Annotated in this window: 18 protein-coding genes; 9 read left to right on the top strand and 9 right to left on the bottom strand. The window is 73.6% G+C overall.

Annotation, left to right across the window (positions count from 1 at the left end; translation table 11 throughout):
- Positions 1–241 precede the first annotated feature (241 nt).
- The gene (gene helR, locus AC0HI0_RS07845; RefSeq protein WP_480931603.1) at positions 242–2,437 is read left to right on the top strand and encodes an RNA polymerase recycling motor ATPase HelR; all 2,196 of its coding nucleotides are present in this window, start codon (positions 242–244) and stop codon (positions 2,435–2,437) included.
- A 34-nt stretch (positions 2,438–2,471) separates the two neighbouring features.
- Here the strand turns inward: helR and AC0HI0_RS07840 are convergent, their stop codons facing one another.
- Positions 2,472–3,062, bottom strand: coding sequence for a chloramphenicol phosphotransferase CPT family protein (locus AC0HI0_RS07840; protein ID WP_480931602.1), 591 nt, complete (start codon positions 3,060–3,062; stop codon positions 2,472–2,474).
- Positions 3,063–3,152: 90 nt separating this feature from the next.
- Between AC0HI0_RS07840 and AC0HI0_RS07835 the strand changes: the two genes are divergently transcribed.
- Positions 3,153–4,250 carry a hypothetical protein gene (locus tag AC0HI0_RS07835; RefSeq protein WP_480931601.1) on the top strand — a complete coding sequence of 366 codons (1,098 nt, stop codon included), beginning with the start codon at positions 3,153–3,155 and terminating at the stop codon, positions 4,248–4,250.
- A 178-nt stretch (positions 4,251–4,428) separates the two neighbouring features.
- Positions 4,429–5,328, top strand: coding sequence for an aminoglycoside phosphotransferase family protein (locus AC0HI0_RS07830; protein WP_480931600.1), 900 nt, complete (start codon positions 4,429–4,431; stop codon positions 5,326–5,328).
- Between the two features lie 56 nt (positions 5,329–5,384).
- Here AC0HI0_RS07830 and AC0HI0_RS07825 read toward each other — a convergent pair whose 3' ends face one another.
- The 3 genes from AC0HI0_RS07825 to aspT (AC0HI0_RS07815) all read right to left on the bottom strand — a co-directional run bounded on the left by AC0HI0_RS07825 (position 5,385) and on the right by aspT (AC0HI0_RS07815) (position 10,497).
- Positions 5,385–6,848: a trypsin-like serine protease gene (locus tag AC0HI0_RS07825; RefSeq protein ID WP_480931599.1), complete on the bottom strand. Its 1,464-nt coding sequence runs from the start codon at positions 6,846–6,848 to the stop codon at positions 5,385–5,387.
- Between the two features lie 283 nt (positions 6,849–7,131).
- Positions 7,132–8,766, bottom strand: a complete 1,635-nt coding sequence (locus tag AC0HI0_RS07820; RefSeq protein WP_480931598.1) for a bifunctional aspartate transaminase/aspartate 4-decarboxylase — start codon at positions 8,764–8,766, stop codon at positions 7,132–7,134.
- A 30-nt stretch (positions 8,767–8,796) separates the two neighbouring features.
- Entirely contained in the window at positions 8,797–10,497 is a 1,701-nt protein-coding gene (gene aspT, locus AC0HI0_RS07815) for an aspartate-alanine antiporter (RefSeq protein ID WP_480931597.1), read from the bottom strand.
- Between the two features lie 247 nt (positions 10,498–10,744).
- On the opposite strand from aspT (AC0HI0_RS07815), the gene aspT (AC0HI0_RS07810) reads away from it, so the two are divergent.
- Positions 10,745–12,394 (top strand): aspartate-alanine antiporter, encoded by a 1,650-nt coding sequence (aspT, locus tag AC0HI0_RS07810; RefSeq protein WP_480931596.1) that lies wholly within the window; start codon positions 10,745–10,747, stop codon positions 12,392–12,394.
- A 38-nt stretch (positions 12,395–12,432) separates the two neighbouring features.
- Here aspT (AC0HI0_RS07810) and AC0HI0_RS07805 read toward each other — a convergent pair whose 3' ends face one another.
- Positions 12,433–13,407, bottom strand: coding sequence for a hypothetical protein (locus tag AC0HI0_RS07805; RefSeq protein ID WP_480931595.1), 975 nt, complete (start codon positions 13,405–13,407; stop codon positions 12,433–12,435).
- A 427-nt stretch (positions 13,408–13,834) separates the two neighbouring features.
- Positions 13,835–14,650 carry a CPBP family intramembrane glutamic endopeptidase gene (locus AC0HI0_RS07800; protein WP_480931594.1) on the bottom strand — a complete coding sequence of 272 codons (816 nt, stop codon included), beginning with the start codon at positions 14,648–14,650 and terminating at the stop codon, positions 13,835–13,837.
- Positions 14,651–14,889: 239 nt separating this feature from the next.
- On the opposite strand from AC0HI0_RS07800, the gene AC0HI0_RS07795 reads away from it, so the two are divergent.
- Positions 14,890–16,755 carry an FAD/NAD(P)-binding protein gene (locus AC0HI0_RS07795; protein WP_480931593.1) on the top strand — a complete coding sequence of 622 codons (1,866 nt, stop codon included), beginning with the start codon at positions 14,890–14,892 and terminating at the stop codon, positions 16,753–16,755.
- A gap of 339 nt (positions 16,756–17,094) precedes the next feature.
- Positions 17,095–18,318, top strand: a complete 1,224-nt coding sequence (locus AC0HI0_RS07790) for a putative PEP-binding protein (RefSeq protein WP_480931592.1) — start codon at positions 17,095–17,097, stop codon at positions 18,316–18,318.
- 43 nt (positions 18,319–18,361) lie between these two features.
- On the opposite strand, the gene AC0HI0_RS07785 is transcribed toward AC0HI0_RS07790, so the two are convergent.
- Both AC0HI0_RS07785 and AC0HI0_RS07780 read right to left on the bottom strand, forming a co-directional pair.
- Positions 18,362–18,928: a hypothetical protein gene (locus AC0HI0_RS07785; RefSeq protein WP_480931591.1), complete on the bottom strand. Its 567-nt coding sequence runs from the start codon at positions 18,926–18,928 to the stop codon at positions 18,362–18,364.
- A gap of 41 nt (positions 18,929–18,969) precedes the next feature.
- Entirely contained in the window at positions 18,970–19,773 is an 804-nt protein-coding gene (locus AC0HI0_RS07780) for a hypothetical protein (protein WP_480931590.1), read from the bottom strand.
- Positions 19,774–19,831: 58 nt separating this feature from the next.
- On the opposite strand from AC0HI0_RS07780, the gene AC0HI0_RS07775 reads away from it, so the two are divergent.
- Positions 19,832–20,701, top strand: coding sequence for an alpha/beta fold hydrolase (locus tag AC0HI0_RS07775; protein WP_480931589.1), 870 nt, complete (start codon positions 19,832–19,834; stop codon positions 20,699–20,701).
- Here AC0HI0_RS07775 and AC0HI0_RS07770 read toward each other — a convergent pair.
- The gene (locus AC0HI0_RS07770; protein ID WP_480931588.1) at positions 20,649–21,302 is read right to left on the bottom strand and encodes a mycothiol-dependent nitroreductase Rv2466c family protein; all 654 of its coding nucleotides are present in this window, start codon (positions 21,300–21,302) and stop codon (positions 20,649–20,651) included. The genes AC0HI0_RS07775 and AC0HI0_RS07770 overlap by 53 nt on opposite strands.
- A 134-nt stretch (positions 21,303–21,436) precedes the next feature.
- On the opposite strand from AC0HI0_RS07770, the gene AC0HI0_RS07765 reads away from it, so the two are divergent.
- Both AC0HI0_RS07765 and AC0HI0_RS07760 read left to right on the top strand, forming a co-directional pair.
- Positions 21,437–22,825 (top strand): class-II fumarase/aspartase family protein, encoded by a 1,389-nt coding sequence (locus AC0HI0_RS07765; RefSeq protein WP_480931587.1) that lies wholly within the window; start codon positions 21,437–21,439, stop codon positions 22,823–22,825.
- 88 nt (positions 22,826–22,913) lie between these two features.
- Positions 22,914–23,369 (top strand): hypothetical protein, encoded by a 456-nt coding sequence (locus AC0HI0_RS07760; protein ID WP_480931586.1) that lies wholly within the window; start codon positions 22,914–22,916, stop codon positions 23,367–23,369.
- Positions 23,370–23,400: the final 31 nt, after the last annotated feature.

The following is a 23,400-nucleotide window of genomic DNA, read 5'->3' as shown; positions in this document are numbered from 1 at the left end:
ACCCGCGCCTTTCCACCATCAACATATAGCGCACCGGGGGGCTTGCGGCAAGACCCGGTCCGTGCCGCAGAATCGCCCGCCGAACCTGGAACTTCGCGGAGGACACCTCGGCCGGAGCCCGCTGCGGCACGGTCCGCGAAGGGACTTGACACGAGGTGGAAAATAAAAAGTCGGCGTGCCCTCCACCAGCCAGTGGAGTACCCGCCGAACGTGGTCTCAGATTAAACGCTGTGAGGGGCATGTGTCAACTCAGGGGTACGACGGGGAATTGCGGTCCGAGCGGGGTTACGTCGCCGGGCTCTACGCGCGGCTCGACGCCGAGCGCGCGCGGGTGAAGGCCGAGTTCACCGCCGCGCTGGCCGGCACCGGCGGCACGCCCATGGAACGCGACGACCAGGTGCGCGCGTCGGCCAAGGAGGTGCGGCGGCTGGAGATCGCCGACAACGGGCTGTGCTTCGGCCGGCTGGACACCCTTTCCGGCGAGCGCGGCTACATCGGCCGGATCGGCCTGTTCGACGAGGACGACGAGTACGCGCCGGTGCTGCTGGACTGGCGGGCCCCGGCGTCGCGCCCGTTCTACACCGCCACCGCCGCGAACCCGGAGAACATGCGGCGACGCCGACAGTTCCACACCAGGGGCCGCCGGGTCGCCGACTTCACCGACGAGGTGCTCGGCCGCCCGGACGCCGGCGAGCGCGGCGACGCGGCGCTGCTCGCGGCGGTGAACGCGCCGCGCGGCGAGGGCATGCGCGACATCGTCGCGACCATCCAGGCCGAGCAGGACCGGATCATCCGGCTGGAGCACCCCGGCGTGGTGGTGATCGAGGGCGGTCCCGGCACCGGCAAGACCGTGGTCGCGCTGCACCGCGTCGCCTACCTGCTCTACACCCAGCGGGAGCGGATGGAGCGGCACGGCGTGCTGGTGGTCGGGCCCAACCCGGCGTTCCTCAACCACATCGGCCGGGTCCTGCCGTCGCTGGGCGAGTCGGACGTGGTGTTCCAGACCACCGGCGACTTCGTGCCGGGCCTGCGGGTCACCGCCGAGGACGGCCCGGAGGCCGCGCGGCTCAAGGGCTCGCGCGGGATCCTCGACGTGCTCGCGGCGGCGATCGCCGACCGCCAGGCGCTGCCGGCCGAGCCGCTGCCGATCACGCTGGGCGGCGTCACGGTGCGGATCGACGCGGAGACCGCCGAGTGGGCCCGCGACGAGGCGCGCAAGAGCGGCCGGCCGCACAACGAGGCGCGTTCGGTGTTCACCGAGATCGTCACCTACGTGCTGACCGAGCGGGCGATCGGCCGGATCGGCCGGGGCTGGCTGACCAGGTCGGACCGCGGCGCGTGGGAGCGGATGCGCGCCGACCTGCTGCTGGAGCTGGGGCAGGACGAGGCGTTCGGCGCGGCGCTGGACGAGCTGTGGCCGGTGCTCACGCCCGAGGCCCTGCTGGCGCAGCTGTACTCCTCGCCCGAACGGCTGCGGGCGGCCGGGGCGGACCCGGTGCTGGGGCGGGCCGACGGCGAGGCGTGGACGGTGTCGGACACGCCGTTGCTGGACGAGCTGGTCGACCTGCTCGGCCGGGACGAGGCGGCCGACCGGGCCGCCGAGCGGCAGCGCAAGGCCGAGGCCGAGTTCGCGGCGGGCGTGCTGGACGGCCTGGTCGGCCGGCAGGACTCGATGGACGACGAGGACCACCTGTTCGCCACCGACCTGCTCGACGCCGAGGACCTGGCGGACCGGTTCGTCGAGCACGACACCCGGGAGCTGGTCGAGCGCGCCGCCGCCGACCGCGACTGGACCTACCGGCACGTCGTGGTGGACGAGGCGCAGGAACTGTCCGAGATGGACTGGCGGGTGCTGATGCGGCGCTGTCCGGGCCGGTCGTTCACGGTGGTGGGCGACCTGGCCCAGCGCCGGTCGCCGGCCGGCGCGACGTCGTGGGACGCGGTGCTGGAGCCGTACGTGCCCGGCCGCTGGGTCTACCGGTCGTTGACCGTGAACTACCGCACCCCGGCGGAGATCATGGCGGTGGCCGCCGCGCTGCTCGCCGAGTTCGCGCCGGGCGTCCAGCCGCCGGAGTCGGTGCGCGCGTGCGGCGTGCGGCCGTGGTCGAAGCCGGTCACCGAAGCGGGCCTGGCCGCCGCCGTGGAGGAGTTCGTGCGCGACGAGGCGGGCCGCGAGGGCACCAGCGTGGTGATCGGGCCGCCCGGCGTGCCGGGCGCGGTGCCCGCGTCGGAGACCAAGGGGCTGGAGTTCGACGCGGTCCTGGTCGTGGAGCCGGAGCGGATCCTCGCCGAGGGCCCTCGCGGCGCGGCGGAACTCTACGTGGCGCTCACCCGCGCCACCCAGCGGCTCGGCGTCCTGCACCGGGGGCCGCTGCCCGCGGCGCTGGCCGGGTTGGTCGAGGTCGGCTCGCCCGCCCCGGTGGGCACGGCGACCTGACCCCGGACGCCCGCGACCGCGTCGAGCGGGGTGTTCACCCGGCGCGGCGCAGCACCGCTCGGGCGAGTTCGGCGGGCGTTCCCGCAGCGGTGTCGACGGTCAGGTCGTACGGGACGCCGTGGTCGTGGACGGTGTGGAAGTGGCCGCGCGCGAGGCCGATGATCGGGTGGGCTCGCGCGCGTTCCCGCCGTTCCGCGACCTCCAGCGGGCAGGTGACCGCCACCAGCAGGACCTCCAGGCCGGACAGCGCGATCCGCCACCGCGCCATCAGGTCCGGGGTCAGCAGCAGTTCGTCGATCACCACGTGGTCGCCGCCGCGCGCGAACGCGGCGGCCGCCGCCCGGCCGGAGCGCAGCATCCGGCGGCCCACCTCGCCGTAGCGGATGACCGCGGTGGGGTGGCCGTCGGCGTCCCGGCCGGTGCGGTCGTAGCGGAAGCCGTCGTGGCCGAGCGGGCCGTCGCGGCCGCCTCCCCAGTTCGGCGGCACCAGGCCGAACAGCGTGTCGACGCCCCAGTAGACGTAGGGGGCGCGGCTCTCGTCCTGGATGGCGCGGGCCAGGGTGGTCTTGCCCGCACTCGACGTCCCGTTGAGCAGGATCACCCGGCCGGGCGGGTCGTTCCTCATCCGGGGCATGCTATGACCTCCTGACGAGCCGGCACCGCGAGGGCGTTAATTCCGCAGCGGCGAGCCTTTCGCCGAAGTAAGGTCCGAGGTGTGTCCGCGAGATCGCTGGTAGCGCTGGTGACGACCGCCCTGCTGATCGGTTCGACGTTCGCAGGCTCGGGCGTGCCGGCGTACGCGACGGCGCCGCAGCGGTGCCCCGAACTGGTCCCGCCGACCCAGGACGCCGCCGACCCGCGCTGGTACGACTTCGTGATGACCTACCGGTCGTCGTGCTCGGCGCAGCACAACGACGGCCGCCCGATCCCCGACGTCACGGTGTCCACCCTGGTCGACGGCCGGGTCACGCTGTCGGTCACGACGTCCACCGCACTGGCGGGCGCGTTCGGCTCGCTGAAGGTGGCGGGCAAGGAGTACATCGACAGCGGCGGCCACGGCTCGGCGTTGCAGTACGCGTTCCACGCCTGGAAGCACGGCGCGGCCCCGTCGGAGTGCTACAACCCGACGCAGGCCGGCGCGCGCGTGGACGACCGGGACGCGCTCGCCCCGTTCCACGAGCCGAGCACCAGCAAGGTGGTCTCGGTGGCGCAGAACGGTTCCACGTCGGTCTCCTACACCTCGCAACCCGCGATGTTCATCACCCGCGGCGACCCGGCCCCCGGCTACGGCGGCTGCCACGCCGCCGACTTCCAGCCCGCCACGGCCCCGTTCACCGCGGGCCGGTCCAAGGCGACGCTGACCGCGTCGGTGCACGTCGGCGCGGCCAACGGCTTGGCGGGCCTGGAGAACGTCGTGAAGCTCGCCGCCACCTACGACACCGGGGACGCGCCGTACGAGGAGTTCGACGCCGTCCTGATCGCGTACCTGCAGAAGGACTTCACCGCGAAGTACACCTACGCGAACGGCGTGCTGACGCCGCGCGGCGCGGACGCCTCCAGCACGCCCTCGGTCCGCTGCACGCCGTCCGGCGACTACTGCCTGGGGCTGTACTTCGCGCCCCGGCAAGGTGCCTACTACTACACGATGGACCGCGCCCTGCCCAACGCGTTCCGCGAGCAGACGACCCAGGTCACCGTGCCGGGCGTCGACGTGCCCGACCACGCCGGCCTGCACTACGAGACGTACCTCGCGGTGGGCGACAAGGACCGGGTGGCGTGGACGCTGGGCGAGCTGGCCCGCCGGGTGCCATGACCGGGCCGCCCCACCTCGACGCCCGCGAACCGGTGTTCGTGCGCGGCGACCACCACGTGCCCCACGACCCCGAACCGCGGTGAGATCATGCGTTGACGCCTGCCCGGCTGCCGGGCACCCCCTTCACCTCCTTCGTCACCAGCCGTCGAACCGACCGCCCGCGAAGGAGAACCACCTCGTGCACCTCGACATCCCCGACGTGCTCTACACGTCGCACCACAGCCCGGAGGGTCGGGCCTGGCTGGCCGCGCTGCCGCGCCTGGCCGCCGACCTGCTCGACCACTGGGACCTGCGCCGCGACGGCCCCACCCGGCACGGCATGGCCTCGCTCGTGCTGCCGGTGACCCGCGCCGACGGCACCGCCGCCGTGCTGCGCCTGCAACCGGTCGGCGAGCAGACCACAGGCACCGCGACCGGCCTGCGGACGTGGGACGGCGACGGGATCGTCCGCCTGCTCGACCACCACCCGGCCAGCGGCTCGGCGCTGCTGGAACGGCTCGACGCCACCCGCCCGCTGTCGGCCGTCGAGGACGACGACGAGGCGGTGGCGGTCCTGGCCGGACTGCTGCGCCGGCTCACGTCCGTGCCCGCGCCGGCCGGGCTGCGCACGCTCGCCGACGTGGCCGCCGCCATGCTGGCCGACGTCCCGGGCGCGCTGCCGCGCCTGGCGGATCCGGCGGAGCGGGAGCTGGTGCGCTCCTGCGCCGCCGCCGTCGCCGAGGTGCTCGGCGAACCCGGCGACCGGCTGCTGCACTGGGACCTGCACTACGACAACGTCCTGGCCGCGCAACGGGAACCGTGGCTGGCGATCGACCCCGAGCCGCTGGCCGGCCACCCCGGGTTCGACCTGCAACCCGCGCTGGACAACCGGTGGGAGAACGTGGACGACCCCGACCGCGTGGTCCGCCGCCGCTTCGACCACCTGGTGGACGTCCTGGCGCTGGACCGCGCGCAGGCCACCGCGTGGACGTTGGGCCGGGTCCTCCAGAACACCCTGTGGGACGTGGAAGACGGCAAGACCGCCGTCGACCCGGTGCAGCGCGCCATCGCCGAGGCGTTGACGCGCCGCCCGCGATAAAGGTCCACTGTGGACTCCACGTCCGCCGCGCGGCGGTGCGGCGGACGTGGGTCCGGTCAGCCGTTGGGCGTGGTGATCACCGAGAACACCGTGCCCTGCCCGGCGATGCGCTGGTTCAGGTCGGTGATGATGGTCTCGATGGGCACGTAGTTGTTCAGCTCGCCCGCCCAGCACGCACGGTCCCGGGACTGCTGGCTGCCTTCGAGGATGCCCAGCGCCGTGTGGTCGACCTGGCTGAACAGCGGCCCGCCGCTGTCACCGGGGCGGGCGCACAGGTCGGTGTTGATGCCGACGTCGGTGGACAGCACCCGGCCGCAGCGCGTGCCGACCAGGTAACCGCGGCCCGCGCCGCTGTCGTGCGAATCCGGGTAGTCGTTCACGTTCGAGCCCGAACCGGTGGCGCAGACCACCCAGCCGGGCTTGATGTCGGCCAGGGTGTGGGTGCCGGTGATGAACTCGTCGGCGGTCGTGGCCTGCACGCCGCAGGGCGTGTCGCTGTTGCTGTCGGCACCGCCGTTGCGGCAGTACTTGAGCACCCGGTTGCGGCCGGTGTGGTTGCCCAGCCACGTGTTCGCCGTGGTGGCGTCGACGTACTGGAGCGCCGCGTAGTCGTAGGGGTAGGAGTTCTTCTCGATGCCGTGCTGGTTCAGCACGCTGGTGCCGTTGTGCTGGGTCGGCGTGTTGTTGGTCTTGGTCGCCATGCAGTGGCCGGCCGTCAACACCCACGGCACGCCGGGGAACCCGCCGCCGGCCGAGCGCAGGTTGAACCCGGCGGTGCAGCCACCCCACGTCTGGGGCTGCCCCGGCACGGCGTCGCGCAGCATGTCCAGCCGCAGGCCGCCGCGCATCGGGCCGTGGTTGGTGCAGTACAGCGGGTGGCAGAAGCCCCAGTCCACGTTCGCCGTCGCCATCGGCTCGGGCTTGACCAGCGTGCGGGTGGCGACCAGGCCGGCGGGCTCGGCCGCGACGGCGGACCGGGCGCGGTCCGCCTCGACGGCGGTCGCCGCGACGCGCTCGCCCTTCTCGGCGGCGACCCAGCCGCGTTCCCACACCACGACCTGGTTCTCGGCTTCGCTGACCGCGGGCAGGTAGACGGCGTCCGGGCCCGCCCCGACCCGGGTGGCGATCCGGTCGCGCGCGGTGGTCAGGTCGGCCAGCGAGTAGCGGACCTCCTTGGTGCGCACGTTCTCCCGGTCCGGCAACGCCCGCAGGTACTTGTCGGCGTCGGCGGTCCTGGTCATCGCGACGACCAGCACACCACCGGCGGCGTGGTCGAGCCACATGCCGCCGTAGGTGGACCCGGATTCGCGGCGCAGCGCGTCGTCCAGGCGGGTGGCGTCGTCCTGGAGTTGCAGGCGGCGCAAGGCTTCCCGTTCGGACACCCGGTACGTCTCCGTCAGGTACCGCACGGATTCTCGGACCGAACCGGGGTCGAGCGCGCGGTGCACCCTCGGCGCGGCGGCGGCGCCTTGCACGGCGACCACCCCCGAAGCCACGGCGACCACGAGTGAGGCGAACACAGCCCCCAAGCGTCGTGCTCTACCCACGACATCTCTCCTCACGTTGACGGGCAACGGATTCATTGAACATCCGGGCGGGACTTCACGGGCAGGATCGGGGAATCACCGCCGAACCGCCACGAAACCTCGACGCAATCGTGATTGCGGAGACTCCGAACGGCACGTATCCGGCGCGCCCGGCGCAACCGGGCGTCCGCCGCCCGGCAGTAGGCTGGCCACGCGCGACACCGCCGCCCGACGACGTGTCGGGCGGCGGTGCGGCCACCGGGTTCGGCCGGTCGGCTCAGCCGGCCTTCCACTCGTCGTGGTACTCGGCGAACACGGTGTGCAAGTGGTGGCCGATCTTGAGGTAGTCCAGGTCGTCCAGGTTCGCCAGCGACACCCGGACCGACCACTTCGGCCCGTCGAAGCCGCCGCCGTTGAGCAGCACCACCGAGGAGTGCTCGGCCAGCCGGAACAGCGGGTCGATCGGCTCGTAGGTCGCCTCCAGGAACCGGGCGAACTCCGCGCCGTACACGCGTTCGGCCTCGGCCAGCAGGTCCAGCTCCAGGTAGTACCCGGCGCGCTGCGGGTCGTCGGCGATCTTCATGCCCGCGCCCTCGATCAGCAGCTCCAGCCTGGTCCGCACGATCTCCTGCACACGGGCCTTGTACGCCCGCCCCTCGTCCTGCATCGCGAACAGCGAGAACAGCCCCAGCTGGACCTGTTGCGGCAGGCTGAGCCCGGCGGTGTGGTTGAGCGCGACCCGGCGGGAATCGGCCACCAGGCGGTCGATGAACGGGATCGCGTCCGGTTCCAGCGACAACGTGCCGTAGCGGGCGCGCAGCCGGTCCCGCTCCTCGCCGGACAGGCGGGAGATCAGGTCGTCGATCACGTTGTCGTCGTGCAGGCCGATCAGGCCCAGCCGCCAGCCGGTCGCGCCGTAGTGCTTGGAGTAGGAGTACACCAGCAGGGTGTTGCGCGGCAGGTCGGCGGCGAGGGTGCGGAACCCGTTGACGAACGTGCCGTACACGTCGTCGGTCACCACGATCAGGTCCGGGTTCCGCTCGGCCACGATCCCGGTGATCTGGTCGCGCACCCGGTCCGACAGCGCCAGCGACGGCGGGTTGCTCGGGTTCACCAGGCACACCAGCCTGATCGACGGGTCGGCGAGCTTCGCGACCTCCTCGGTCGGGTAGCGCCACTGGCGCACGCCCTGCTCCACGAACAGGTCGGCGCGCACCAGCTCCACCTCGAACCGGTACTCGTCCAGGTCGGGGATCTCGATGTAGGGCGTGAAGATCGGCACCATCAGCGCGATCCGGTCGCCCTTGTGCAGCACGCCGTTCGCGATCAGCGAGTCGAAGACGTAGCACATCGCGGCGGTGCCGCCCTCGGTCGCGAACAGCTTCAGCTCCGCGTCCGCCGGGCGGTCGTCGAACAGCTCCTGGTGCAGGTAGGCACGGGCGACCTGCTCGGTGAGCGCGAGCATCCGGTCCGGTGTCGGGTAGTTGTCGCCGGTGATGCCGTCGGTCAGCTCGTGCACCCAGGCGTCCGGGTCGAAGCCGAACCGGTCGACCCCCAGCCGCACCGAGCGCTCCAGCAGGTCGATGCCGGGCAGGTCCGGGTGGGCCTTGACGAACGCCGCGAACCGGTCCGCGATCCCGTCCCGGGCGGGCATCCCGCCGAGGTTGTCCGCCGTCCACACCCGCCGGCTCTCGGCCAGCGAGAAGTGGCCCAGCGCGTAGAACGCCTCGCGCGGCCCGGTCGCGATCCAGTTCGGGTTGCCGCGCCCGGCGTTGAGCATCAGCAGCGCGGAGCGGGCCCGCTGGTCGTCGTGGTGGTGCTCGGCCAGCCGGATGAACTCGCCCTTGAGTTCGAACGGGCTGAGCCCGGCCAGCTTCTCCATCTCGGCCCTGGTGACGGACGACTTCGGCATGGCGACGGCCTTTCTGCCCGGTGCGGCTGGTCAGTGGTGCAGCAGGACGATCACAGCGCCCCAGATGGTCAGCAGCACGTTGCCGACCGCGTACGGGATCGTGTAGCCGATCGTGGGGATCTGGCTCTTGGCGGACTCGTTGATCGCGCCGATGGCGGCGGTCGTGGTCTGCGCGCCCGCCAGCACGCCCATCAGGATCGGCATCCGGATCTTGAGCACCCAGTGCCCGATCACGAACCCGACCAGCAGCGGCACGACCGTGGCGACCGCGCCGAGCAGCAGCAGGCCCCACCCGGCCTGCGCCAGGCCGTTGGTGAAGCTCGGCCCGGCGTTGATGCCGACGACCGCGACGAACAGGCACAGGCCGAGGGTGTCCATGAACCACTGCGCGCCGCCCGGCACGTTGCCGAAGGTCGGGTACTTCGCGCGCAGCCAGCCGAACACCAGGCCCATGATCAGCGCGCCGCCCGAGGTGGACAGGCTGATCGGCACGCCGCCCGCGTGCAGGGCCGGGATGCCGATGCAGCCGCCCAGGAAGATGCCCAGGCCGACCCAGATCATGTCGGTGGCGAAACTGGTCGGCACGGGCGTGCCCAGCTCCGCCGCGGCGGGCGCGACCAGCCGTTGCGGGCCGGTGAGCAGCAGCGTGTCGCCGCGTTCGAGCCTGGTCGAGAGCCGGAACGGGAACTTCGCGCCCGAACGGTGCAGCTCGGTGACGTACACGCCGACCATGAACGGTTCGCGGCGCAGTTCGGCGATGCTCTGCCCGAGGTGCGCCTTCGCGCCGGCCACCACGTGCAGCGTCTCGGTCCGGTAGCCGAGCAGCTCGACGTCGTCGGCCTCGGGCCCGATCTCGCGTTCCGGGTCGTAGGCGACCAGGTCGCCGCGGATCCCGCTGACCGCCACCACGTCCCCGGCGGCCAGCACGGTCCCCTGGTCCTGCGGCAGGATCCGGCCGTCCCGGCGGACCCTGGTGAGGTAGATCCGCCGGCCCAGCGCGGCCTGCGCCCGCTCGAACGCCTCGATGCTCTGCCCGACCACGGACGGGTGAACCACGGTGAACGCCCGCAGCACCACCTCGTAGTAGCCCTCCCCCACGTCCGGGTCGTCGGTGCCCGCGTCCAGCTCGCGGGCCAGCGCGGCGCTGTCCTTCGCCAGGTCGCGGCCGACCAGCCGGGGCAGGATGTTGGCCAGCAGGATCGCGCACAGGATGGTGCCCAGCGGGTAGGTGACCGCGTAGCCGATGGCCACCAGGTTCTGCTGCTCGGTCACCTGGTCGTGGGACAGGCCCGGGAGGCTGCCGATCGCGTCGCCGGCCACGCCGATCACCGCGGACTGGGTGAGCGCGCCGCCGAGCAGGCCCGCGCTCAGGCCCGGACCGTAGCCGAGCAGGGCGGCGAACAGCCAGCACACCAGCAGGCCCGCCACGCACACCACGACCGCCAGCAGCACCTGCGGCAGGCCGTCCTTGCGCAGGCCCCGGAAGAACTGCGGGCCCACCCGGTAGCCCAGGGCGAACAGGAACATGATGAAGAACAGCGATTTCACCGTGCCGTTGACCGGCACCTCGAACAGCCACCCCAGCGCGAGCCCGGCCAGCAGGCAGCCGGTGACCGAGCCGAGCGCGATCGCGCGGTGCCGGATGCGGCCCAGCAGGAACCCGAACGCGACGGTCAGGAACACCAGCAACTCGGGGTAGGGCTTGAAGATCTCGTCCCTGAGAAAGCTCATCGTCCCTCCGCTGAGCGTCCACAGAGGACGCCCTTCGGAGGCTAGGTCGGTCGCACCGGATCCGCGCGGGGGCGTCCCTCGGACAGGTGAACCGGTGGGGTGCTCCCCGGGCGTGCCCGGCCCGGCCGGGGCATAGTCCGGACGGGAGGGCACGCGTGGGCGCACCGGAGCGCCCGGACGGGCCGGCGGGCAGCGGAACCGGGCGGTCGGCGGGCGGCGTCCGGAACTCTCGGGGTAAGGCGGCGACATGGACTGGGTGCGCGAACTCCTTCAGTCGACACCGGAGATCGCCCTGTTCGCGTGCCTGGCCCTGGGCTACCTGGTGGGCAAGCTGCGGGTCGGCCCGATCCAGCTCGGCGGGATCTGCGGCACGCTGATCGTGGCGCTGGTCGTCGGGCTGCTCGGGGTCTCGCTCGACGACCAGGTGCGGACCATCGCGTTCGCGCTGTTCATCTTCGCGCTCGGGTTCGGCGGCGGGCCGCAGTTCTTCGCCAACCTCAACCGGTCCGGGCTCAAGCTCGGCGTGCTGTCGCTGGTCGAGGCCGTCACGGTGGTGGTGCTGGTGCTCACCCTGGCCTCCGCGCTGGACCTCGACGTCGGCACCGCGTCGGGCATCCTGGCGGGCGCGGCCACCGAGTCGGCGGTCGTGGGCACCGCCACCGAGGCGATCGGCAAGCTGGGGCTGCCCGGCCCGACCGCGACGGCGTTGCAGGGCAACGTGGCCACCGCCTACACCGTGTGCTACCTGTTCGGGCTGATCACCATCGTGCTGTTCACCAGCGGCCTCGCGCCCGCGCTGATGAAGATCGACCTGCGGGACGCCTCGAAGGCCCTGCTGCGCAAGCTCGGCGGCGACGACGCCGACGCGGGCACCGCGCCCGCCCTGCCGGGGCTGGTCGGCCGGGCCTACCAGGTCGACCAGGCCGCCGGGCGGACCGTCGCGCAGGTCGAGCGGTCGCTGCCCGGCCGGGCCACCGTGGAGCGGGTGCGCCGCGACGGCAGCGACCCCACGCCCGGCCCCGACCTGGTGCTGGCGGCGGGCGACGTGATCGTCGTGGTCGGCGAGCGGGCCGCGCTGGTCGAGGCGGAGAACCTGATCGGGGTGGAGCGGACGGTCCCGGAGACCAAGGCCACGCTGGAGACGCGCGAGGTCGTGATGACCGCGCCGGAGCAGCCGCTGAAGGCGCTGCGCAGCCACGGCGTGTTCCTGACCTCGCTGTCGCGCAGCGAACACCGGATGCCGTTGACCGACTCCACGACCGTGCGGCGCGGTGACGTGCTGACCGTCGTCGGCAGCCCGTCGGACGTGGAGGTCGCCACCAAGCGCATCGGCTACGCCGTGCCGCGCACCATCGCCACCGACTTCGTCTACCTGGGCCTGGGCGTCACGCTCGGCATGCTGATCGGCAAGCTCACCGTCCACCTGGGCTCGGTGCCGCTGTCGCTGGGCACGGGCGGCGGCGCGCTGCTGTCCGGCCTGGTGTTCGGCTGGTTCCGGTCGCGCCACCGGTCGGTGGGCAGCTTCCCGCCCGCCGCGGCCACCCTGACCAAGGACCTCGGTTTGGCCACGTTCATCGCGGCCACCGGCCTGTCCGCCGCGCCGCAGGCCGGGCCGCTGCTCAAGCAGTACGGCGTGCTGCTCCCCTTCGCCGGCATCGGGATGGTGCTGGTGCCCGCCCTGCTGTCGCTCTACCTGGGCCGCCGGCTGCTCAAGATCGAGCCGCCGATCCTGGTGGGCGCGATCGCGGGCCAGCAGTGCAGCACCCCGGCGATCTCGGCGGTGACCGGCGTGGCGGGCAACTCCGTGCCGCTCATCGGCTACACCGTCACCTACGCCATCTCCAGCATCCTGCTGCCCTTGACCGGCCCGGTGGTGGTCGGCCTGATCGGCGGGTAGGCGAGGGGGCGTCGGCGCGCGCCGACGCCCCCTGCGGGTCAGCCGCAGCGGTAGTGGCCGGGGACGCGGTTCTCGGTGCCGACCAGCGTGCGCTCGTCGGTGCTCAGGCCACGGGCGGTGAACCCGGCCGGGACCGACGTCAACGCGTCGGACACCGCGCCGTCACGCCACAGCACCGCCCGCTGGACCGAGCCGACGAACCGCGAGCCCGCCACCGTGCCCGCGCCGCCGATGGCCTGCGCCTGGACCGCACCGCCCCGGATCACCCGGGTCAGCGCGCCCCGCGCGGTCCACTCCGCGGCGGCGTAGGACGAGGAGGAGTCGACGCTGCCGACCACCCGGCCGTCGCGGATCGCCCTGGGCGTGCCCCAGCCGCCCGCGTCCGCCGCGCCCACGACCCGGTACTGGCCGTCGGTGTCCCACACGAACCCGCCGCCGGAACCGGAATCGGTCTGGGCGACGATCCGGCCCTGCTCGTCCACGTCGACCAGCGACAGGTACGACAGGTCCGGCGTCGGCAGCTCGCGGTAGGTGCCGGGCGCGGACGCCGGCCACACCACGACGACGTGCTGCCGGGTCGCGGTGGAGGCCGAGCCCACCACGTCGCCCCGGTTGTTGACCAGCCAGGCCGAGTAGCCGGTCCAGGACGGGCTGCCCGGCAACGTCGTGACGGTGCCGTCGAGGGCGACCTTCACCGCCGAGAACCCGTTGCCGCCGACGGTGTCGCCGACCACCAGACCGGAACTGTTGACATCCCGCAGGTGTGGCACGTCACCGCCGATGCGCAGCACGATCCGGCCGTTGTCCCACACCGTGCCGCGTGGCGTGCCGATCGACCCGAACTGGCCCTTGCGGCCCGTGACGCCGACCGCGTAACGGCTCCCGTCGTAGCCGGTGACGGTGCCCGCCTCGGCCCCGGCGGGCAGTTCCCACGCGGTCTTCTGCCACGTGCAGGCGGCAACGGGTGCGGCGAATGCGGCGGGCGCTGTCGCCAGCGCGAGCACCGCTGCCACCGTCGCCGTGACGATCCTGTTCCCTCGAACGGACAAGGCTCCCCCATCCCTCGCGGAGTTCCGGCGGCAAGAGGGTGACAGCGGCGGGCCGGTGCGGGAAGCCATCCGGCCGGCGGGCACCCGTTGCTCCCGCACGCCCAGTCGACACCCGGCCGGACAGGGCAGCGCGCGCCGCCGAACGGGCGTCCGTGCGCCGGATGCGCCACGACGACACGGCCGGTCGGCCGTGCCCGCCGGGGCACTGCGGGGCCCGGCGCAGCGCGTCCGGGCCAGTCGGCGCGGGCTTCCGGCCCAACGCGGCGGAACCGCCCGCCCCCGGCCGCCCACCCCGGCACCCCGTCGCTTCGGCACCGCCTTCGGGCACGCGGCCGGATCGGCGAGGTCCGCGCCGCTTTCCGTCCACAGTGGACGATCTGCGGCCCGGCCGTCAGGGCACGAGGCCCAGCAGCAGGACCAGGGTTCCGGCGGTCTGCAGGAGGAAGGTCGTGCCGGCGTGCATCCCGATCGACAACCGCAGGTCCTTCTTCCGCCAGACGAGCCACGGCCCCGGGAAGAAGAAGATCACCCGGGACACGAACACCCAGGGCGACCACAGGTGGTACAGCGAGAACAGGACCGTGCTGAGCACCGGCGCCCACCCGCCCAGCCGGGACAGGCGGGGCATCAGGAAGCCGCGGAAGTAGAGTTCCTCGATGATCGGCAGGGACAGCCCGGTCAGCGGGATGCACACCGCCAGCGTGGCGATCACGACCGGGCGCGGATAGCCGTCGACGTAGGCCGTGGCGCTGCCGCCCGCGCCCTCGAACGGGACCCACCGGAACAGCGACTCGTAGACGACGTTGTCCAGCGGTGTCAACGCGAACGCCACCGCCACGAACCAGACGACGAGAACGGCGACGATCGCGAGGAGCTTGCCGCGCGGAACCGGCTTGTCCAGGTAGCCCACCACTCCCCGCAGCGACCACCGGCCGTTGCGCCGGCGGCCCAGCCACAGCAGCAGGCCCAGCTGGACCGGCGCGAGCGCCACGCACATGGCCACCGCCCACCCCAGGAACGACGGGTAGCCGGCGGCCTCGACCAGCGGTCCGGCGGCGAGCAGGTACACCGCGACGATCAACACCCCGGGGACCAGGTGCAGCGCGATCGAGAGCGGGAGCGGGTGCTGATCGCCCAGCAGGCGCTCGGCCACTCGGCCCGACCGGGTGTTTCCCTTGGCGGACAGGGGGTTCTGGGTGCTATCCATGCCGAAGACCGTCGCCCGGTCCCCTGACACCGGGCTGACACGGCACCCACACGGCACGCGCCCCGGACGAGGGCGCGGCGGAGGTCGCCCGGAAGTCGTGGCGACGCCTCGTGCGGCGACCCGCGCCGCGAAAGCCGGTAACGTACGGCGGATCACCGGAAAAACTTCTTCCACGGCGAACGGTGCGGGCCGGTCGGCCAGGTCCGCACCGGCACGCCGGACAGGCGGGTGGTGGCATCGTGCAGCCTCGGGACCGGTTACCGCGAGTGGTGGTCGTGGGGGCGGGGTTGGGCGGCACCGCGACCGCCATCCGCATTCTCCGCTTCGCCCGCGAACCGCTGGAGGTCGTGCTGGTCGAACGCCGGTCCGATTACCGGAATTCCGGCGTCGCCTACCACCGGGACGGCAATCCCTGGTACCACGTGTTCAACATCCAGGCGGGTCGGATGTCGGCGTTCCGGGAGGACGTGGACGACTTCGTCGGGTGGGCCGAGCACGAGGCGGACCGGTCGGACTGGCCGGACGAGTGGCGCGGGCACGCGTTCACCGAGTCCGGTCCGGCCCCGCGCCGGATCTACCCCGAGTACCTGGCGGCCCGGCTCGCCGAGGCGGCGCGGGAGGCGGCCGAGGGCGTCGTCCTGGTCGAGGCGGACGGCGAGGTCGTGGACGTCCGGGTGGCCGGCGACCGGGCCGAGGTGGTGATCGACGGGTTCGCGCGGGAGGCCGGCGGCGACCGCGTCGAACGGGCGGTGCTGGCGGCCGACCAGGTGGTGCTCGCGACCGGGCTGGAGACCCGCTCCCCGGCGTTCGCGGCCGACGTGGCCGGGCACCCGGCTTTCGTCCGCCACCCGTACTCGAAGACCGGCGTGACCCGGCTGCTCGGCCTGCACCCCGACGCGGCCGTCGCGGTCGTCGGCACGCTGCTCAGCGCCTACGACTCCGCGGCGCTGCTGCTGCGCCGGGGCCACCGGGGCCCGATCCACCTGATCTCGCGGTCCGGGTTGACCCTGCGGACCTATCCGGACGACCACCGGCACCGGGTGGTCGACCTGCCGCCGCCCCGGTTGGCGGCCGAGGAGTACGAAGGGCGCGAGGAGTTCCTCCGCCGGTTCACCGCGGAGTGGGAACGCGCGTGCGCGGGCGTCGCCGCCGAACACCCCGAGATCGCGCCGCAGGTGGTCACCGAGCGGGTCGCGAAGTCGTGGGAGCCCTACCTGCCCGCGATCCTGGAACGGGTGCCCTCGGCCGACCTGCGCCGGATCCTCGACCGGCACGGCAGCCTGCTGGCCGTGCTGCGGGTCGGCGCGATGGCCTACACCACGCGGGCCGTCGACGCCGCCCTGGCCACCGGCCGGATCACCCTGTCCTGCGGGAAGGTCGAGCACATCCGGGCCGGTGCGGGCGGCTCGCTGGCGCTCTCGGTCGCCGGCCGGGACGGCGCGCACACCGTCGAAGCCGACCTGGTGCTGGGCAACTTCGGCCGCGAGTCCGACTACACGCGCGCCGACTCGGCGCTCTGGGCGAACCTGCTGGGGCGCGGGACGGCCGTCGCGCACCGCCGCACCGGGCGCGGGGTCGAGGTGGACGCGGCGGGCAACCTGCTCGGCCCGGACGGCGCGCCGAGCGGCCCGCTGCTGGTCGTGGGCAGCCCCCGGGAGGGCGACGAGCTGGTCCGCAACGGCCGGACGGGCGCGTTCACCTTCAACCTCGCCGCCATCAAGAACCACTCCGTGGTCGCCGCCACGACCGTGCTGCACCGGGTCGAGTCCTGTTTCGACGACCAGGCGGTCGACGTCGCCGTCGCGCTGACCGGCACGGCCGACCGCGAGCTGGACCAGGCCGTCGCGCGCGCGGTGACCGCCGACGTGCGGCGCATGGCCACCCGTCGGCGTGAACCGCGCGACGCGTTCGCCATCCGTCTGGAGCAGAACCTCCAACGAATCCGTGACATCAATACCCGAAATGGTGGAAAACCGGTTTCCGATCGCGCACTGCGTTTCGTGGTGAACGCCGCGGCGACGACCGGAATGACCGACCTCTCGGTGACCCCGCGCGAGCTGAGGACCCTCCTCGAACTCGACGAACCGGCGGATCCGATCGGCTGAACGCCATTCCCGGCGGCCGGCCGGCGCGTTCGGCGACAAACCCCTCGGTGCGTGATTGCGCGCCGATCGACAGCCCCGGCAGAATGACCGGCGGGGTTTCCGTCCAGCGCGGCCGGACACTTCGCAAGCGAGAAGAAGCCGAATGGTCCGGGCTGCTGCGAGGCTCGTGTCATGACTACCGGACGGGACGTGTTCCGCGGGATGTCCCGGCGATCACGCGCGTGTCCGTCCGCAGCCGCGCGACGCCCGGGGGCCGCCGACGCCACGCCCCGGGCGACCGCCCCGGCCCCCTTGTCGCGCCCCCGTCCGCAGGCCAACCGGATCCGGCAGGAGAGCAACGTGAGCTTTCGGGAGATACCGGGGGTGCTGCTCGTCGGTTCCCCGGCGACCAGCGTCCGGGGTGTCAGCAACCGCACCGGGCGGCCCCGGCGCGGCGGAGTCCTGGTGGTCGACAGACTCGGTCCGGAGCTGTACGACGTGATCGTCGTGTCGGCCGCCGTCGTCTGCTCGGGAGGCGGCCGGACCGGGCACATGGAATCGCTGTGCCGCTCGCGCGGCATCCCGGTGCTCCGGGTCGCCGCCGCCGACCTGCCCTCCGTCGTCGGCGAGGTCACCGTGCGCACTGACCGCCAGTCGGTGACGTTCGGCGGCTTCGAGCCGGACGACGAGGTCGCGGGCCTGCCCGCCGTCGAACCCGGTGACCTGCGGTCGATCTGCGTGGTGGTCGCCGACGCGACCGACGTGCGGGCGACCAACGCGCTCACGCCCCGGGTCGAGCAGGTGGACTCCTTCTTCGTCCGCGAGGAGTTCGTCTGCCTGTCGGCCGGGTTGAGCCCGCTGGACGCCCTGCGCGCGGGCGTGCGCGAGGCGCGGCGCTACGGCGCGGCGGTCGGTGCCGAGCTGTGCGCGATCGCCGGGGAGCTGCTGCCCGGCCAGCGCCTGGTGACGCGGCTGCTGGACCTGCGCTCCGACGACGCCGCCCAGATCACCAGCGCGGCCGACGTCGACCACGAGACCAACCCGGAGCTGGGCCTGCACGGGGCGCGCTGGCTGTTGCAGGAGCCGCACTACCCGGACGCCTTCCGGGCGCTGCGCGAGCACGTCGCGCGGCGGCTGGGGCCGGGTGCGGGCCGGTTGAGCTTCGCCGTGCCGTTCATCAACGACAGCGACGAGTTCGTGCGGCTGCGGGCCCGGCTGGGCCTGCCGGACGAGCTGCCGCTGTCGGTGTTCGTGGAGACGCCCGCCGCCGTGCACTCGGCGGCCGGGTTCTGCGCCGCCGGGGCGAGCGAGATCTTCGTCGGCACCAAGGACCTCACCCAGTTCTACCTGGCGGCCGACCGGGGCAACCACCGGGTCGCCGCGTCCTACCAGACCCGGCACCCCGCCGTGCTGGCCGGCCTGCGCCAGGCGGTGGAGGACGGCCGTGCCGCGGGTGTGCCGGTGCACGTGTTCGCGCTCGGCGCGGACGCCGGCCACTACCTGGCGAACCTGCCGGTGGACCGCTTCATGATGTGCACGGCGGAACTGGGCCAGCTGGTGGACCGGCGGCCCAGTCGGGTGTAGCCCACTCGGGATCTGGCGCAGTCGGGATCTGGTGCAGTCGGGGTCAGCGCACGCCGAGCAGTCCGGCGACGCGCACGGCGCGGCGCACGTCGTCGTCCAGCCGGTCGGCGGCGTGCCTGCCGTCCGCGAAGCACAGCAGTTCCCGTTCGCGCAGCGACCAGCGCGGCAGGTCTTCGGCGATCATCGCCTCGGCGAGCGCCGGCGACACCGCGGCGGACGGGCCGCCCGGCACGTCGGTGCGCACCCGGAACCTGCGGTCGAACGCGGCGTGCCCCACGGGGTCCTCGGCCCTGCGGCGGTCCAGTTCCGTTGCGGCGTAGGCGTTCCGCAGGTGCAGCACGACGATCGTCAGCTCGATGATTCCGCCGGAATCGGAATCGCCGTAGGAGTGCGCGACGTAGGCGAGGGTGAACGGGTGGCCGCCCGCGACCCCGTCGACCTGGAACTTCGTGCCCGCCTCGGCCCGTCTGGGCAGCGAGTACACCCACGCCAGTTCGGCCGCGCCCAGGCGGAAGGTCAGCCCGCGCGCCCGTGCCCACTCCTCGACCGCACGCAGGTGGTCGCGGTCCTTGCGGCGCGACCGCAGGTAGAACACGACGCCGCCGGTCACGAAGGCGACCGTCCAGACAGCGGCCCAGTCGCCCGCGCCCACTAGCGCACGCCCAGCAGGTCGGCGACCCGGATCGCCCGGTCGACCTGCTCGTCCAGCGTGTGCCCGCCCAGCCGGCGCACGGCTTCGGCGAGCCTCGGCCGTTCGACCAGCGCGGGCGCTCCCCCGTGCTCGGTGCACACCAGTTCGCGCCCGTGCAGCGCCCACACCGGGATCTCCCGCCGGACCTGCGCCTCCGCCACGGCGTGCGGCACCCCGGCGGAGGGCCCGCCGGGCACCTCGGCGTGCACGGTGAACAGCTCGTCGAACCGGGCGTGCCCGACCGTGCCGTACTCGCGGCCGGCGACACCGGCCCACCCGCGCCGCTCCGCCACCTCGACCGGCGGGTGGTCCGCGGCCAGGTGGATCACGACCACGGTCAGGTGGACCCGTTGCGCGACAGGCGTCTGCGCCACGCCGACGAGCCGGTCGCCCCAGTCGTGGCGGACGTGCGCGAGGGTGAACCGCCGCCCGGCGCGCTCGCCGGACACCTGGAACCGGACGCCCGCGTTCGCGCCGTGCGGCAGGCGGTACGCCCAGGCCGGTGGACCGCCACCGGCCCGGAACGCCCAGCCGTGCCGAGCGGCCCACCTGGCGACGTGCCGGTCGTACGCGCTGGTGGAGCCCCGGACAACCACCCTGCCCACCACGGCGACGGCCAGCAGGAACGCCGCCGTCACGGCCACGCCGAGTCCGTTGTCCCAGTCGGGCACGCCGCACCTCCTGCCGGGGTCGAACACGTTGTACCGCAACGAATTCCACCTCGACAGCGCCATCCGGCCGCCGTTGCCGGAAGCTGCCGGCACGCCCCACCCCCGCCGACGCCCCACTACGGTGGGCCGAAGTCGGAAGGAGAGGGTGGCCGTGGGGGAAGCGCACACGCAGGGCACACCGGCCACCGCGTCGGTCGGCGGCGGACGCGAGCTGTACTACGTCGAACTGCCCGGCCCCGGCGGCGGCGCGCCGACCGTCGTGTTCGAGGCCGGTATGGCGGCCACCCGCTCGTACTGGTCGCTGGTGCAACTTCTGGTGGCGCGGTGGGCGCGGGCGGTGGCCTACGACCGGGCCGGGCTGGGGCGCAGCGCGCCGGACCCCGGCCCCCCGCGCACCGTCGACCACCTCGCGGCCGACCTGAACGCCCTGCTCGACCACCTCGGGCCCGGACCGTTCGTGCTGGTCGCGCACAGCGGCGGCGGGCCGGTCGTCCGGGTCGCGGCGGCGCGGCGGCCCGAGCGGGTGGCCGGGCTCGTGCTGGTGGACACCACGGACGAGGCGTGCGACCTGCTGCTCGACCCGACCTTCCGGCGGGTCGAGCGGATCGCGCAGCGGGTCAGCGCGGTGCTCGCGCGGGTCGGGCTGCTCGGGTTCGCGTTCCGCGGCCACGTGCGGGCGTTCCCGCCGGACGTGGCCGCGGAGGTCCGCGCGGAGGCGTACACGCCCGGGGCGATGCGCACCAGAGGCCGTGAACTGGCCGCGCTGGTCGCGGCCACCACGGCGTTCCGCGACCGGCCGCCGGTCCTGCCCGCCGACATCCCGGTCACCTCGATCTCCGGCGTGCGCGCGGACAGCGGGATGCCCGAGAGGTTCCGGCGGGCCGCCACCGAGTCCCACCGGTTGCGGGCCACCCGGTCCGCGCACGGCCGGCACGTCCTGGCGCACCGCTCCGGGCACAACGTCGTGCTCACCGAACCCGGGCTGATCGCCGACGAGGTCCACCTGCTGCTGGACCGGTGACCGGGCGGGTGCGGGCGCGCTTCAGCTCGGAGAAGCCGTCGGTGCCGGCGAGCAGCCGCACGCCGTCCCACAACCGGCCCGCCGCCTCGCCGCGCGGCACGGGGCTGACCACCGGGCCGAAGAACGCGACCACCCGGCCGTCCGGGTCGGGCAGGTGGATCGCGGGCACGCCCAGGTCGTCGCCGATCGGGTCCAGCGCGGCGGCGTTGCCGGCGGCGAGCACGTCGTCCAGCGCGGCGCTGTCGGCGGCGTCGGCGAGGTCGGCGGGCAGGCCGACCTCGGCGAGCGCGTCGAGGCTGAGTTCCCGGTCCACCGGGCGCTGGTCGACGTGCAGGCGGGTGCCGAACGCGGTGCAGAGGCCGCGCACCACCTCGCCGCCGTGCGCGCGCTCGGCCGCCGCGACCACCCGCGCCGGGCCCCAGCGCTCGTCCAGCCACGCGCGGTACCACCGGTCGACCTCCCGGTCCCGGTTGTGCAGGGCGAGGCTGAACACGTGGAAGCGCGACTGCACCGGGCGCACGCCTTCCACCTCTTCCAGCCATCGCGACGCGATCCACGCCCACGGGCACACCGGGTCGAACCACAGGTCCACCGTCACCACGGTCGGCTCCTTCCACTGTCGGGAAACGGACCGTACGGCGTGGATTGGCACCTGAACGAGGGCCGATCAAGCCGCGTTTTCCTGGGCCACTTCCCAGCCGCCGCCGACCGCCGGACGCCAGTACCGTGAACCGGATGACCGGTCGAGATGTCGATTCCGCGTTGTTGTCCCCGGTGTGGGCGGGCACGGGCGCCCCGCTGTCCGACGAGTCCTGGCTCGCCGCGATGCTGGAGGTCGAGGCGGCGCTCGCGGCGGCGCAGGCCGAACTCGGCGTGGTGCCCGAAGCGGCGGCCCGGGTGATCGCCGACGTCGTCGCGACGGCGCACCTCGACGTGGTGGACATCGCCCTCCGGTCCCGCGAGGCAGCGAACCCCGTGGTCGCCCTCGTCCAGCAGCTCACCGCGGCCGTCGCGGCGGTCGACCCGGCCGCCGCCGAGCACGTGCACCGGGGCAGCACCAGCCAGGACGTCCTCGACTCGGCCGCGATGCTGCTCGCCGCCCGCACCCTGCGCCGGATCGACGCCGACCTGGTGGCGTGCGCCGGCTCGCTGGCCCGGCTCGCCGACGAGCACCGGGGCACGGTGCTGGCCGGCCGCACGCTCGCCCAGCACGCCGTGCCGATCACCTTCGGGCTCAAGGCCGCCGGGTGGCTGGCGGGCGTGCTGGACGCCTCCGACCGGGTCCGGCGGACCGCCGCCGACCTGCCCGCGCAACTGGGCGGCGCGGCGGGCACGCTGGCGGCCTACGAGGAGTACGCGGGCGAGCCCGGCCACGGCGTGCGGCTGGCCAGGCACTTCGCCGCCCGGCTCGGGCTGCGCGAGCCGGACGCGCCCTGGCACAGCCGGCGGACCCCGCTGCTCGACCTGGGCTGGGCGCTGACCTCGGTCACCGGGTCGCTGGGCAAGATCGCGCTGGACGTGCAGGGCATGTCCCGCACCGAGGTCGGCGAACTCGCCGAACCCGCCGCCGACGGCCGGGGCGCGTCCTCGGCCATGCCGCAGAAGCGCAACCCGGTGCTGGCCACGCTGCTGGTCTCGGCCGCCCGGACGGTGCCCGCGCAGGCCCTGGTGCTGGGGCAGGCGATGCTGGCCGAGGACGAGCGCGCGCCCGGCGCGTGGCACTCCGAGTGGCAGCCGCTGCGCGAGGCCCTGCGCACGGCGGCCGGAGCGGCGCACACCGCCGTGACGCTGCTGGACGGGCTGGAGGTGTTCCCCGCGCGGATGCGGACCAACGTGGACCTCACCGGCGGGGCGATCGTCGCCGAGCGGCTCACCGCCGCGCTCGCGCCACGCCTGGGCAAAGCGCCCGCGAAGGCGCTGCTCGGCCGGGTCACCCGCGAGGCGGCGGCGAGCGGGCGGCCGTTGCGCGAGTTGCTGCGCGAGGTCCCGGAACTGGACCCGGACGCGGTGCGCGACCTGCTGGAACCCGAGCACTACCTGGGCGCGTCCGGCGACCTGGTCGACCGGGTCCTGGCCCGCCACCGCGACCACGACCGGTCCACGAACGTCCACAGTGGACTGTGACCGTCCACTGCGGACTCGACGCCGGCGCGGACCTCGGACCGGAAGGTTCCGGACCCCCGGTCGACCGGACGTCGTTAGCATCGGGAGAATGACGTTACGCGGTACAACCGCCCTCGCGGCCACGGTCTTCCTGCTGGTCACCGCCTGCGGCTCGGAGCCGACGTCCGACACCCCCGAGAACGCGCTGGCCGCCCTGGTCAAGGCCGGCAACGACCGCGACGACGCGGCGGTCCGCAAGCTGGTGTGCCCGGAGAAGTGGCAGGAGAACCTGACCTTCGCGGCCACCAAGGCCCAGGTGGTGGAGCTGGACCCGCGACTCGGCGACATGTCCTACCACTTCACCGACAGCGGCATCAAGGACAAAACCGACACCACCGCGACCGGCCGGATGGACCTGGACGTCAGCGGGAAGCCCGACGACCTCTCCGCCGAGGCCGAGAACGGGCTGGACGCCATGCAGGCACCGCTGCCGATCGCCCTGTACGGCCCCGACCGCAGCATCAAGCTGGTGAAACGCGACAGCGGCTGGGTCGCGTGCGACTGACCGCGCTCCACAGTGGAAGCGGCCCCCGAAG

This window comes from Saccharothrix sp. NBAS 001 (assembly GCF_056640475.1).
The sequence above is the reverse complement of the archived record's forward strand: the minus strand, read 5'-3'. Positions and strand labels throughout refer to the sequence as shown.

What these genes read in the sequence shown, in the direction of transcription:
- aspT (WP_480931597.1), bottom strand. Translation starts at nt 10,497, where the DNA reads ATGAGCTTTCTCAGGGACGAGATCTTCAAGCCCTACCCCGAGTTGCTG.
- AC0HI0_RS07820 (WP_480931598.1), bottom strand. Translation starts at nt 8,766, where the DNA reads ATGCCGAAGTCGTCCGTCACCAGGGCCGAGATGGAGAAGCTGGCCGGG.
- AC0HI0_RS07760 (WP_480931586.1), top strand. Translation starts at nt 22,914, where the DNA reads ATGACGTTACGCGGTACAACCGCCCTCGCGGCCACGGTCTTCCTGCTG.
- AC0HI0_RS07840 (WP_480931602.1), bottom strand. Translation starts at nt 3,062, where the DNA reads ATGAGGAACGACCCGCCCGGCCGGGTGATCCTGCTCAACGGGACGTCG.
- AC0HI0_RS07800 (WP_480931594.1), bottom strand. Translation starts at nt 14,650, where the DNA reads ATGGATAGCACCCAGAACCCCCTGTCCGCCAAGGGAAACACCCGGTCG.
- aspT (WP_480931596.1), top strand. Translation starts at nt 10,745, where the DNA reads ATGGACTGGGTGCGCGAACTCCTTCAGTCGACACCGGAGATCGCCCTG.
- AC0HI0_RS07765 (WP_480931587.1), top strand. Translation starts at nt 21,437, where the DNA reads ATGACCGGTCGAGATGTCGATTCCGCGTTGTTGTCCCCGGTGTGGGCG.